The sequence below is a fragment of the Streptomyces sp. NPDC088157 genome (assembly GCF_044741545.1).
In the GTDB taxonomy this organism is placed as follows: Bacteria; Actinomycetota; Actinomycetes; order Streptomycetales; family Streptomycetaceae; genus Streptomyces.
Genome location: NZ_JBIUSU010000003.1, coordinates 1,011,078 through 1,023,342 on the forward strand (window position 1 = coordinate 1,011,078; position 12,265 = coordinate 1,023,342).

Below are 12,265 nucleotides of genomic sequence, written 5' to 3' on the forward strand. Positions count from 1 at the left end.
TCCTTCAGTGCGCGGGGGTGGTGAGGGACGGCTTGGGGACACGGCGCGTCTCGGTGCCGAGGTAGTAGTCGGTGTACGTGGACTGGAGGTAGCCGCGTACGGTCCAGCCCAGGCGGTACGCGGGGTTCTGGGCGAGGGTGTAGACGCGGGTGCCGGTCGGCACGGTGGTGGTGTAGAGGCGCAGGGCGGTGTGGTCGGCGGTCTCGGCGAGGATCTCCTCGCGCCAGTCACCGAGGAGGTCGCCGTAGAAGGGGGTGGCGTTGCGGGCTCCGGACACGACGCCGGCCGGGTCGAAGACCGTCGTGCTGGTCTCGGTCGCCGGGTCCCACTTCTCGACCCGGGTGAAGTCCAGCAGTTCCGACGCCTTGTCACCGTCCCACCAGATACGGAAGTTGACGCTGGGGGTGGTGGTGGAGACCTTGCCGTCCTGGACGCTGAAGACGCCCGCGCCGGGCCGGGTGACGTCGGCGGTGGACGTCCAGTACTCGTAGCCGCGGTGATTCGGGTCGATGTCCGCCGCGTTCCCGCGGCCGGTGTCGAGGTCCGCGTCGCTCACGGGGCCGGTCGGATGCGAGCCGGTCACCAGCCGCTCGCCGGTGTCGGCGTCGTAGTAGTACCAGGGGAACGCGGAGACGACGCCCAGCTCGGACTGCTGGATGGCGAAGCCCTCCAGACCGGGCCGGTCGGGGTCGAGGTCGGCGATGTCGAAGCGGTCGCCGTGGATGGCGCCGTCGACGACGTAGCGCAGCGTGCCGTCGCTGTTCACGACGTAGTTGCCGTCGGCGATCTCGTCCCTGCCGTCCCCGTCGACGTCGACGGTGCGGATCTGGTGGAAGCTGGTCGCGCCGGTCGCCGGGTTCACCACGTACTTCCAACGGCGGGTGAGATCGGTGCCGTTGAAGTCCCAGGTCTGGAACAGGACCCGGAACGAGCCGCGCTTGGCTCCGGCCCGGGTGACCAGCTTGGTGACGAGGCTGGGGTGTTCGCCGTCGAGGTAGGCGATGCCGAAGTGACCGCCGGAGGGGCCGTCGGCCACGAAGTCGTCGGGTACGGGCTGCCGGGTCCGCTCGGCTCCGGTCGCTCCGTCGATCACCGACACGAACTGGTTCGCGGGCGAGGCCGCGGTGACCCGGGAGCCGTCGGCGAAGGTGGTCCCGGCGGCGGTGTGCGCCAGCACCTCGGCCCTGCCGTCGCCGTCGAGGTCGTAGACGGTGACGTTGTCGTCGTTGCGGTAGCCGCCGATCGCCGTGGAACCGCTGATCGCGGCGGGCGCCGGGTCGTTGGCGCCGTTCCCCCCGACCTGGGTGTAGGAGCCGGGGCCGAGGTCGACCCGCCACAGCCGCTCGCCGGTGAGCGAGTACGCCTCCAGCAGGTCGGGCCTGTCGCGGGTCCCGGACAGTCTGCTGACGACGAGCTCGTAGCGTCCGTCGCCGTCGAGGTCACCCGGCCAGGCGTGCTGGACGGTGTAGCCGTCGGCGGCGGCGAGGGGGATCTCGGCGTAACCGTCGGCGAAGTACAGGGCGGGCGAACTCGCCTTCAGCTCATGCCCGTTGATGACCGAGCGCACGGTGTACGTGCCCGTGCCCCGGGAGTTGTCCTGGTAGGTCGTGGACTTGCGGACCGGCTCGCGGTTCAGCCGGCGGCCGTTCTTGTACACGTTGAAGGCGATCGTGGTGTGGGGGAGGGCGTACTCGGTGCCCAGCAGGCGCCAGCTGAGGAAGGTGCCTTCGCCCGAGGGTACGGCGACCAGGCCTCGGTCCAGGTTCTCGACTATGCGGCGCGGGGTGTCGGTGGCGTGGCCGGCGGGCGCGGAGCAGAGGCCGGCGAGCAGGGCGGCGGCGACGACGGCGACGGTTCTTCGGCGGCGGTTGGTGTGCACTGATGCTCCTTGCTCAGAAGGCTGATGAGTCGGTCGGCCACCTTGCGGTGACCCTGGGCGCTCGGGTGGACGCTGTCCTGGAAGTCCCCGTCCGCCGCCGAGAGCCAGCCGGTCGTGTCGACGAACTCCGTGTGCTGATCGCCGAGTTCTCCGACGACGGCGGCTATGTCGGCGGAGTGCGACCCGTCGAGGGGGCGCAGCGCGAGGACGCGGGCATGCGGTGCGGCCGACCGCAGGCGTTCGAGGTAGGCCCGGTAGGCGGTGCGGAACTCGGCCGAGCCGTAGGCCGTGTCGTTGGTGCCCTGGTTGACGACGATCACGTCGGCGGTGCGGTCGGAACGCGCCGGTGCGCCCGCGTGGTTCCAGCCGTACGCGTCACCGGCGGCCGGCACTCCCCCGTTGCCGGTCCGGATCACCCCCTGACGGCCGAAACCGACCTGGGTGAGCGAGGCGTGCAGGGCGTCGGCGACGAGGGTGGGGTAGGCGGCCGTACCGTCGGCGCAGTCGGAGGTGTTGACCTCGCACAGGGCCAGGACGCCCTGGGTGACGGAGTCGCCGTAGAACACCAACTCCTGCTTCTTCGAGGCGCGTTGGCTCAGCAAGCGACCCCGGATCCCGGTGAGCGTGACACCCGTCTCCAGCGGCGGGGTCCACCGGTTCACCCGTGAGGAGACGTCCTTCACGGACAGCTCGGCCGTGTGCGGTCCCCGCCCGGACGCCGTGATCGCGAGGTCGGCGCGGTCGACGGCGTACGACTGCTTCGGGCCGCCGTCGACGGACACGTAGATCTGCGCGGGCACGGTGACCGAGGAGACGTCGAACAGGGCGTGGACGGCGCTCCCCGCGAACCGGAACCACAGCCGGGAACCGGAGTTGACGGTGACGGCGGCCTCGGCCGTACGGCTCCAGTGCCCCTCGTAGGCGATGCGCCGGTCGTCGGGGCGCACGGTGCCCGCGCCGGCGGACGCGGCGGCGGGCGCGGTGGCACCGGCGACGAGCCCCAGGAACACCACCGCGCTCAGCGCCCGCCGGGCCGGACGACTGATGACGGTGCGTCGGTCGACGCCGGACACGGGACCTCCGAAGAGCGATAGAAAGCGCTTGCTCGCTGACGGAGATCACTGTGTCCCGACTCTGCCCCGTGTGTCGATGGGACAGAAGGGGCTGCCACAAGAACGCAATAAAACGATCATGAACGAGCAAAGCCGAACTTCGACCTTCAGCCTTCCACCGGCCGGCAACCGGCCGGCGCCATCCCCCCGCCCACCCATCCACCCGTCCACCCGGCCACCCGTCCGCCCGCCCGCCCGGACATGAGACATGCCGAAGGCCGGACCCGGGGATCGGGGTCCGGCCTTCGGCCGCGTGTCAGGCGGGGAGTCGTCCGAGGGGGGGTCGGTCAGCCGACGGAGACTCCGTGCGAACGCAGGTAGGCGATCGGGTCCACGTCGGAGCCGTAGTCCGGCGTGGTGCGGATCTCGAAGTGCAGGTGAGGGCCGGTCACGTTGCCGGTCGCACCGGAGAGGCCGAGCTGCTGACCCGCGGCCACGCTCTGGCCCGCCGAGACGGAGAGCTGGGACAGGTGGGCGTACTGGGCGTAGTAGCCGTCGGCGAGCCTGATGACGACCTGGTTGCCGTACGCGCCGCCCCAGCCCGCGGAGACGACGGTGCCCGCGCCCACGGCCTTGAGGGACGTGCCGGTCGGGACGACGAAGTCGGTGCCCGTGTGGTAGCCGCTGGACCACATGCTGCCGGCCGTGTGGTACGCGGTGCCGACGGTGGCGCCCGCCACCGGCAGGACGTAGCCGCTGGAGTTCCCGGTGCCGCTCTCGGCGGCCTGGGTGACCGCCTTCGAGGCCGAACCGGACGACGAGGAGGAAGAGGACGAAGAGGCCTTGCTTCCGGACGTCTTCGACGAGGAGGACGACGACTTCGAGGCCGAACCGGACGACGATCCGGTGCCGCCGGTCGCGGCCTTCTTGCCGATCGAGAGCTTCAGCCCGGGGTGGATCAGCGACGGGTCGCTGCCGACGGCCTGACGGTTGTCCTGGTACAGCTTCTGCCAGCCACCGCTGACGTTCTGCTCGGCGGCGATCTTCGAGAGATAGTCGCCGGACCGCACCGTGTAGCTCTTGGCGCTCGTGGCGGTGGCCGTCTTCTGCGCCACCGGAACGGACTGCACGGCCTTCTCCGGGACGGACTGGGAAGCCGACTGCACGACGGACTGGGCCGGGGCCGCATGGGCGCCGGCGGCGCCTATGAGCGGAAGGGCGAGCGCGGCGCCGCCGGTTCCGGCGACGGCGATGGAGCGAGTGAAGCGCTGAGTCTTCGGACGGCGGTGCTTACCCTTCGCGGGCATGGCGAATTCCTCTCCGGCGCCTGCGAGGTGAGCTGTCGGGTGCGGACTGGAGATGCCCGGCCGCGCCGAGGCGCGGCTTTACCCCAAAGCCTGTTCCGGAGACCGGAACAGGCGGTTCTACCTGTGGGTCCCCCGCTCCTGCCATGTACGGGTGAGTGTGCGGGATCCGGGCGGTGGCAGGATTCGGCGTCCGTCCGGATTGGTGTGGAACGTAAGCGACCCGGACGCACAGGGACAAGCAGAGGTTGCGCTGTTGACGCCTTTCTCTTGATCCCCTGTGAGAATCACCGATCACACTCCGTGAATCGGACGGGCCGAATACCACCAATCACCCTTGAAAAGCGTGCGAATTACGTGAACATGACGGACGACGTACGGTCACGAATATGACGCTGCTCACGTGACAGCTCTCCAGGTTCCTTTATTCCGGAGCGAGTTGGAACGAAGGAGCCAATTCGGGCAGATGCCTCAGATGCGACGCAGCCGGATAACCGTCGCATCGAGGTCGCCCCGCAGCCCGACATGGAGCCCGTGGTGCCGCAGCACCGCACCCCGGTGAACTTCGCCCGTTTCACGGCATTCGTACGATGCTGTCGGGTCGAGCCCCCGCAGTCTGAGCGCCGGAACGGGTTCACCGAACCGCTGCGCCTGGAGCCAGGCGAGGACGACGGTCTCGTCGCCGCGCACGTACTGGACGGCGCTCAGGCCGCCCGCCGGGGGCCGCAGCCGGTGGAGGTCTCCGTGCTGCACGACGGGCCGGATCTCCTTGTAGAGGTCCACCCACCGGCGCGCCTCGGCGAGCTCCTCCTCGCTCCACTCGGAGAGGTCCCCGCCGACGCCGAGCACCCCGGCCATGGCACTGACGAACCGGAAGCGCAGCGAGCTGACCCGGCCGTTGAGCTGCGTGTTGGGACTGTCGGTGACCCAGGCCGCCATGACCCGGGCGGGGTGGATCTGACTGAAGCCGTGCTGGATGTCGAGCCGGTCGAGCGGGTCGGTGTTGTCGGAGGTCCACACCTGGTCGGTGCGGCTCATGATCCCCAGGTCGATGCGGCCGCCACCGCCCGAGCAGGACTCGAAGGCGACCCCTGGGTGCGCCTCGCGCAGCCGGTCGAGGAGGGCGTACAGGGCGCGCACATGGTCGACCCAGAGGCGCTGCGGGTAGGGGTCGTCCGGCCAGCCGGCGTCGGTGAAGCAGCGGTTGAAGTCCCACTTCACATAGTCGACGGGCGCACTGGAGAGGAGCCCGTGAAGCTGCTCCCAGAGATACTCCTGGACGTCCTCCCGCGCGAGGTTCAGTACAAGTTGATTGCGGAACTCCGTCCGCTTTCGTCCTGATTGGAACTGCACCCAGTCGGGGTGGTCCCGGTACAGCTCACTGTCCGGGTTGACCATCTCCGGCTCGACCCAGATGCCGAACTGCATACCGAGGGCGTGCACCTGGTCGGCGAGGGGCTTCAGCCCGTTCGGGAAGCGGTCGGGGTTGGGCCGCCAGTCTCCGAGCCCGGCATGGTCGCCGGTGCGCGCCCCGAACCAGCCGTCGTCGACGACGAAGAGCTCCACGCCGATCGCGGCCGCCCGTCGGGCGAGCGCGCCCTGCTGCTCCTGGGAGATGTCGAAGTAGGTGGCCTCCCAGGAGTTGAACAGCACCGGCCGGTCCTGCTCGGCGTCCGGGATGATGTGCGCGCGCTGATAGGCGTGCCAGGTGCGGCTCGCGCCGCCGAAGCCGGCGTCGCTCCACAGACCGGCGAAGACGGGCGTGGTGAAGGACTCCCCCGCGGCCAGCCGCAGCAGCCCGGAGTCGTCGTATCCGGCGCCCCCGGTGACCTGCACGCGCGCGTCCGGGAGTTGGGCCACCGCGATCCGCCAGGAGCCCGACCAGCCGAGGGCGCAGCCGTAGACCTCGCCGCGCTCCTCGGTCGCGTCGGTGTCCAGGGCGACCCACGGCAGGTGCTGGTGCCCGGTATGGCCGCGGCGGCTGCCGATGATCTTCTCGCCGTAGGTGAGGGGGGACCGCGTGAGCCGGGACTCCGCGGCCCAGCGGCCGTGCAGCTGCGAGAGCCGCCAGTCGTCGCGCTCGGGCAGGGTCCAGGTGGCGGAGTCGGCGCGCAGCAGCTCCAGCGGCCGCTCTCCCTCGTTGCGCAGGGCCGTCCACCGCTCGACGACATCGCCCCGCATCCGGTAGTGCAGGGTGACGGCCAGCCCGGCGTCCCGGAACCGCAGCCGCAGCTCGTCGCCGTCGGCCTCGAAGTCCTCGTAGGACCATTCGGTGCCGCGCCGCTCGTCGGTGCGCACGGACAGGGCGGGCCGGACGAAGCGGGGGCCGCCCTCGACCGGGTACTCCTCGCGGCCGTCGAGCGGGGACTCGAACGACGCCCCCCGCTCCGACGCGGGGCGGGCGGCGAGCGCCTCGGCGTCCGCGAGCGCGATGCCCGGGCCCCAGTGCAGGTGGACCAGCTCGTCGGCCTCGGTGAGGTGGAGGGCGTAGCTGCTCGTCGGCCCCGAAAGGAGCCAGGTACGGCCATTGTCGGCGATCTCGGGCATCAAACCCCCACTAATTCGAACAGGTGCGATCAAGCACCAACATCATCGAATGCGGTCGGCCCGCCGGGCAACTTTCCGTGGACAACTCTTCACCTGGACGGACGTCGGGAGCACCGGCCTGTGGACAACTCGTTGCCCCAGGAATCCATGTCGTATGGTCGAGGAGTTGTCCCGTCGGCCCACCGAGCCACGCCGACGCAGACCCGACAGGGGGAGCTTCCGTGACGCAGCAGGTCCCGTCGACCGAGCCGGAGCTGGCCGGTGTGCGCAACTTCCGGGATGTGGGCGGTCTGCCGACCGTCGACGGCCGGCGGGTGCGGCACGGCGTGCTGTTCCGCAGCGGCCATCTCGCGCACGCGACCGACGAGGACGCCGCCTTCCTCTCCGGCCTGGGCCTGCACACGATCTTCGACTTCCGCAACACCGCGGACCAGAAGCTGGAGGGCCCGGACGTCGAGCTGCCGGGCGTGCGCAATGTGAACCTGCCTCTGTCGGACCCGGCGGACGGCGCCGAGTTCTGGAAGATGGTGCGGGACGGCGAGATCGACCAGCTGCGCGGGATCCTCGGCGAGGGCAGGGCGGCCGGCCGGATGATCGCCTCCTACCGCTCGATCATCAGGACGCGCACGGCCGAACACGCGCGGGTGCTGCACTCGCTCGCCGAGGACAGCGTCCCGGCCCTGATGCACTGTGCGGCGGGCAAGGACCGCGCGGGCCTGTCCATCGCGGTGACGCTGCTGTCCGTGGGCGTCGAGCGCGAGGCGATTCTCGCCGACTACCTGGAGTCCAACGCCAAGCACCGCCGCTACCGGGTGCGCCGCGGCACGACCTCCGCCGCCGCCTACTCCCCCGAGGTCATGGAGTTGCTCGGCCCCCTCTTCGACGCGCGCGCGGAGTACCTGGCGGCGGCCTTCGAGACCATAGAGCAGACCTGGGGCGGCGTCGACGCCTACCTGGAGGAGGGCCTCGGGCTCACCCCGGAGACCCGTGAGCGGCTGCGGGACCGGCTGCTCGACTGACGATCTCGCCCCCGAGGCTCCCTCGGCCCGCGAGGGGGCGCCGGGGCAACGCTCCACCGGGCTCTACTGGTTGGCGCCCACCTCGAACAGCAGCCACAGGAACGCCGCGAAGACGTGCCCCACCGCGATGTAGATGATCAGCCGGATCCAGAGGGTGCGGGGGAACTTCTCCTCGATGTCCTTCATGGCGTCTCTCCGATGTCCGAAGGGGTGGGGCCCAGGCACAGCGTGGCCGTGGGGCTCTGCAGCAGGGTGTGGACGAAGAGGAGCTCGACCCCGTCGTCGTCCTGGGCGGCGATGCGGTGCGGGGTCAGCGAGTCGAAGTGCGCGCTGTCACCGGGACCGAGGAGGTGCGTGGTGTCCCCGAGGCGCAACCGCAGCCGTCCGCTCAGGACGTGCAGCCACTCCTCCCCGGGGTGCACGCGCACGACGTCTCCCTGGGAGCCGTACGGCACATGGACGCGGAGCGCCTGCATCCCGCGTCCGGGGGCGCCGGCCTGCCAGTACGTCCAGCCGCCCGCGTGGGTCGGCTCCATGTCGGCGGCGCGGACGACGGCGTCCCGTTCGGCGACCGTCTCGCCGAGCAGTTCCGAGACGGTCGTACCGTAGACGCGGGCGAGTGCGAGCAGCATCGGCAGCGAGGGCTGGCGCTGCCCGGTCTCCAGACGGGAGAGATGGGCGGGCGAGAGGCCGGCCGCGCGGGCCGCGGCCTCCAGGGTGAGGGTGGCCCGGCGGCGCAGGGCGCGCAGTTGGGGGGCGACGGTGGGAAGAGCCCCGGCTTGTTCGGCCGAGGCCTCGGACTCGGGCGGGCTCATGCGTCCATTTCACGCCCGAATTGCCTCTGCGGCAAATTTGTTGCCCCAGAGGCAAAATCCGCAGGGTCCCGAGGTCGCCCCACAGGCGGAATCCGGCAGGCCCGGACCGTCACCCGCACAGTGCCGAGCTGATCAGCGGTGGGCCACCGCCTGCTTCACCAGTGTCTTGCTGAAGTCCCACATCAGCCCACCGCCGCTGTGCGCGTCGTCCATCACCTCGGTGAAGGCGTCGACGAACCGGTCCACCTCCCGCTCGCCGATGATCAACGGCGGGATCAGCTTGATCACCTCCAGATGATCACCGGAGACCTGGGTGAGGATCCGGTGCCGCTGCAACAACGGTACGACCACCATCTGCGCGAAAAGCCCCTTGCGTGCCGCCTGGAGCATGGTCCACCGGCTGCGCAGCTTCAGCGACCTGGGCTTTCCGAACTCGATGCCGATCATCAGACCCCGGCCGCGGACGTCGGCCAGCAGCTCGTACCTGTCGACCAGCGCCGCCAGCCGGGACCTGAGCAGGTCGCCGGTGACCCGGGCGTTGGCCACGATCTGTTCGTTCTCCAGCACGGACAGCACCGCGAGCCCGGCCGCCATGGCCTGCGCGTTGGACCCGAAGCTCGCCGAGTGCACGAGCACCCGGTCCATCGACGAGTAGACCTTCTTGAAGATCCAGTCCTTGCCGAGCGTGGCGCCGACCGGCACATACCCCCCGGACAGGGCCTTGGCCACGCACACCAGGTCCGGCTCGACGCCCTCCTCGTGCTGGTAGGCGTAGAAGTCGCCGGTCCGGCCGAGCCCCGTCTGCACCTCGTCCGCGATCAGGAGCGCCTTGTGCCGGTGCAGCAGCTCCTGGGCGGCGCGCAGATAGCCGGGCGGCGCCTCGTGCACCCCCTTGCCCTGGATCGGCTCGACGATCAGGGCCGCGACGTCGCCCTTCCTCAGCTCACCGGCCAGCGCGTCGAGATCGCCGAGCGGGACCGCCGTGTCGGGCAGCAGGGGCGCGAACCCGTCCCGGAATCCCGACTCGCCGTTCACGGACAGCGCGCCCGTGGTGAGGCCGTGGAAGGCGTGGTCGCAGTACAGGACCCTCGGCCGGCCGGTGACGTACCGGGCGAACTTCAGCGCCGTCTCCACCGCCTCGGTGCCGCTGTTGCCGAAGAACACCCGGTCCAGGTGCGGGCTGTGCGCGAGCAGCCTCTCGGCCAGCAGCCCGGGCAGTGGCTGGCAGTCGAAGCGCGTCAGGTCGGCGAGCTGGGCGTCGAGGACGTCATGCAGCGCCTTGCGGACGACGGGGTGGTGCCGGCCGAGACCCATCACCCCGAATCCGGCGAGCATGTCCAGGTAGTCGTTCCCGTCCGCGTCCCAGAAATAGGCGCCCTCACCGCGCTCGTAGACCTTGTCGAAGCCGATGGTGTGCAGCATGCGCGGGAGCTGGTGGTTGAGGTGTCTGCCGTGCAGCTCGTAGCGCTCGGCTCCGCGCTCGGCCAGGAGGGCGCCGAGGTCGAACTCCGTGGTCATTCCGCTTTCTCCTTGACTTCGCCGGCCGCCGGAGCCTCGCCGGACCTGACGTCCCTGACGGTCAGGCTCGCGCTGATCCGGCCGGCCACCTCGACTGGCGTGAGGCCGATGTCGGCGAGCAGCTCGCCGCGCTTGGCGTGCGCGAGGAACTGCTCGGGGATCCCGAACCGCCGTACGGGCACGTCGACTTCGGCGTCGCCCAGGGCGAGCGCCACCGCCGATCCGACGCCGGCGGCACGGCTGTTGTCCTCGACGACGGCCACCAGCCGGTGCTCGGCGGCGAGGCCGGGCAGCGCCGGGTCGACGGGTTTGACCCAACGGGGGTCGACGACCGTGCAGGCCACGCCCCTCGCCTCCAGCAGCTCGGCGGCCTGGAGACAGACCGGCGCCATGACGCCGACGGCCACCAGGAGCACCTGCGCCCGGTCGCTCCGGTGCAGTACGTCCATGCCGCCCACCCGGCCGACGGCGGGCACCTCAGGACCCACCGACTCCTTCGGGAAGCGGACCAGCGTCGGCGCGTCGTCCACCGCGACCGCCTCCCGCAGCTGCGCACGCAGCTGCTCGGCGTCGCGCGGGGCCGCGATGCGCAGACCGGGAACGACCTGGAGCACGGACATGTCCCACATGCCGTTGTGGGAGGCGCCGTCGACGCCGGTGACGCCGGCCCGGTCCAGTACGAAGGTGACGCCGCAGCGGTGCAGGGCCACGTCCATCAGCAGCTGGTCGAAGGCCCGGTTGAGGAACGTGGCGTAGACGGCGACGACGGGGTGCAGGCCCCCGGTCGCCAGGCCGGCCGCGCTCACGGCGGCGTGCTGCTCGGCTATGCCGACGTCCCACACGCGGTCCGGGAAGCGCGCGGCGAACTTGCCCAGCCCCACCGGGTGCAGCATCGCCGCGGTGATCGCCACGACGTCGTCGCGTTCCTCGCCGATCGCAGCGATCTCGTCGCCGAAGACGGACGTCCAGGAGGGCCCGCCGGCGGGCGTGAGCGGCTCGCAGGTGAGGGGGTCCATCGCGCCGACGGTGTGGAAGTGGTCCTCCTCGTGCGCGAGGGCGGGCTCATAGCCGCGCCCCTTCTCGGTCAGGCAGTGCACCAGCACCGGCCCGTGGAAGCGCTTGGCCCGCCGCAACGCGGACTCGACCGCCTTGAGGTCGTGCCCGTCGATCGGACCCACGTACTTCAGGCCGAGGTCCTCGAACATGCCCTGCGGCGCGAACGCGTCCTTGAAGCCCTTCTTCGCTCCGTGCAGCGACTCGTAGACCGTGTGGCCGACGACCGGGGTGCGCAGCAGTACGTCCTTCCCCCAGGCCAGCACCTTCTCGTAGCCGTCGGTCGTGCGCAGCGTCGCCAGGTGGTTGGCCAGTCCGCCGATGGTCGGCGCGTACGAGCGTTCGTTGTCGTTGACGACGATGATCAGCGGCCGGTCCTTGGCCGCCGCGATGTTGTTCAGCGCCTCCCAGGCCATGCCGCCGGTGAGCGCGCCGTCGCCGATGACCGCGACCACATGGCCCTTCTCGCCCTGCACCTGGCGGGCTTTGGCGAGGCCGTCGGCCCAGCCGAGGGCGGTGGAGGCGTGGCTGTTCTCGATGACGTCGTGCTCGGACTCCTCGCGGGAGGGATAGCCGGACAGGCCGCCCTTGCCGCGCAGCTTGGAGAAGTCCTGACGCCCGGTCAGCAGCTTGTGCACATAGCTCTGGTGGCCGGTGTCCCACAGGATGCGGTCGACCGGCGACTCGAAGACCCGGTGGAGTGCGACGGTCAGTTCGACCACGCCCAGGTTGGGCCCCAGGTGTCCGCCGGTCCTGGCGACCGCGTGCACCAGGAACTCCCTGATCTCTTCGGACAGTTCACCGAGTTCCGCCTCGGACAGCGCCTTCAGGTCGCGTGGTTGCCGGATCTTCTCCAGGATCGTCACGTCGGGCCCCCTCTCGGTCCGTGCCTTGCTCAACTCACCGTCACTGCCGGTTTCCCCGTACCGCCGGGGGTGCCGGAAGCGGCGCCGTCCCGCTCCATCCGCTCGGCGATCTTCATCGCCTCCTCGATGAGGGTCTCCACGATCTTCGACTCGGGGACGGTCTTGATGACCTCGCCCTTCACGAAGATCTGGCCCTTGCCGTTGCCGGAGGC

Annotated in this window: 9 protein-coding genes, 1 pseudogene and 1 riboswitch; of the genes and pseudogenes, 1 reads left to right on the forward strand and 9 read right to left on the reverse strand. The window is 70.6% G+C overall.

The window, feature by feature from the left end; all coding sequences use genetic code 11:
* Positions 1–4: 4 nt before the first annotated feature.
* The 4 genes from ACIPFH_RS15805 to ACIPFH_RS15820 form a co-directional block, all read right to left on the reverse strand.
* Positions 5–1,879, reverse strand: coding sequence for a hypothetical protein (locus ACIPFH_RS15805; protein ID WP_401826784.1), 1,875 nt, complete (start codon positions 1,877–1,879; stop codon positions 5–7).
* Positions 1,771–2,952: a GDSL-type esterase/lipase family protein gene (locus tag ACIPFH_RS15810; protein WP_401826787.1), complete on the reverse strand. Its 1,182-nt coding sequence runs from the start codon at positions 2,950–2,952 to the stop codon at positions 1,771–1,773. The genes ACIPFH_RS15805 and ACIPFH_RS15810 overlap by 109 nt, the downstream gene beginning before the upstream one ends.
* A 326-nt stretch (positions 2,953–3,278) precedes the next feature.
* The gene (locus ACIPFH_RS15815; protein ID WP_401826789.1) at positions 3,279–4,238 is read right to left on the reverse strand and encodes a peptidoglycan DD-metalloendopeptidase family protein; all 960 of its coding nucleotides are present in this window, start codon (positions 4,236–4,238) and stop codon (positions 3,279–3,281) included.
* 4 nt (positions 4,239–4,242) lie between these two features.
* Positions 4,243–4,437, reverse strand: a riboswitch (cyclic di-AMP (ydaO/yuaA leader).
* Between the two features lie 269 nt (positions 4,438–4,706).
* Positions 4,707–6,782, reverse strand: coding sequence for an alpha-galactosidase (locus tag ACIPFH_RS15820; protein WP_401826792.1), 2,076 nt, complete (start codon positions 6,780–6,782; stop codon positions 4,707–4,709).
* 221 nt (positions 6,783–7,003) lie between these two features.
* Between ACIPFH_RS15820 and ACIPFH_RS15825 the strand changes: the two genes are divergently transcribed.
* Positions 7,004–7,801 carry a tyrosine-protein phosphatase gene (locus ACIPFH_RS15825; protein WP_401826794.1) on the forward strand — a complete coding sequence of 266 codons (798 nt, stop codon included), beginning with the start codon at positions 7,004–7,006 and terminating at the stop codon, positions 7,799–7,801.
* A gap of 63 nt (positions 7,802–7,864) precedes the next feature.
* On the opposite strand, the gene ACIPFH_RS15830 is transcribed toward ACIPFH_RS15825, so the two are convergent.
* The 5 genes and pseudogenes from ACIPFH_RS15830 to ACIPFH_RS15850 form a co-directional block, all read right to left on the reverse strand.
* Positions 7,865–7,987: a DUF6126 family protein gene (locus tag ACIPFH_RS15830; protein ID WP_020129477.1), complete on the reverse strand. Its 123-nt coding sequence runs from the start codon at positions 7,985–7,987 to the stop codon at positions 7,865–7,867.
* On the reverse strand, positions 7,984–8,616 hold the full coding sequence (locus ACIPFH_RS15835; RefSeq protein ID WP_401826798.1) for a helix-turn-helix domain-containing protein: 633 nt from the start codon (positions 8,614–8,616) through the stop codon (positions 7,984–7,986). The genes ACIPFH_RS15830 and ACIPFH_RS15835 overlap by 4 nt, the downstream gene beginning before the upstream one ends.
* A gap of 132 nt (positions 8,617–8,748) precedes the next feature.
* Positions 8,749–10,134: an aspartate aminotransferase family protein gene (locus tag ACIPFH_RS15840; RefSeq protein WP_401826800.1), complete on the reverse strand. Its 1,386-nt coding sequence runs from the start codon at positions 10,132–10,134 to the stop codon at positions 8,749–8,751.
* Positions 10,131–12,053, reverse strand: coding sequence for a 1-deoxy-D-xylulose-5-phosphate synthase (dxs, locus tag ACIPFH_RS15845; RefSeq protein ID WP_356261706.1), 1,923 nt, complete (start codon positions 12,051–12,053; stop codon positions 10,131–10,133). Before dxs ends, ACIPFH_RS15840 begins: the two co-directional genes overlap by 4 nt.
* A 29-nt stretch (positions 12,054–12,082) precedes the next feature.
* Positions 12,083–12,265 (reverse strand): annotated as a pseudogene (locus ACIPFH_RS15850) (4-hydroxy-3-methylbut-2-en-1-yl diphosphate synthase); the annotation flags it as partial.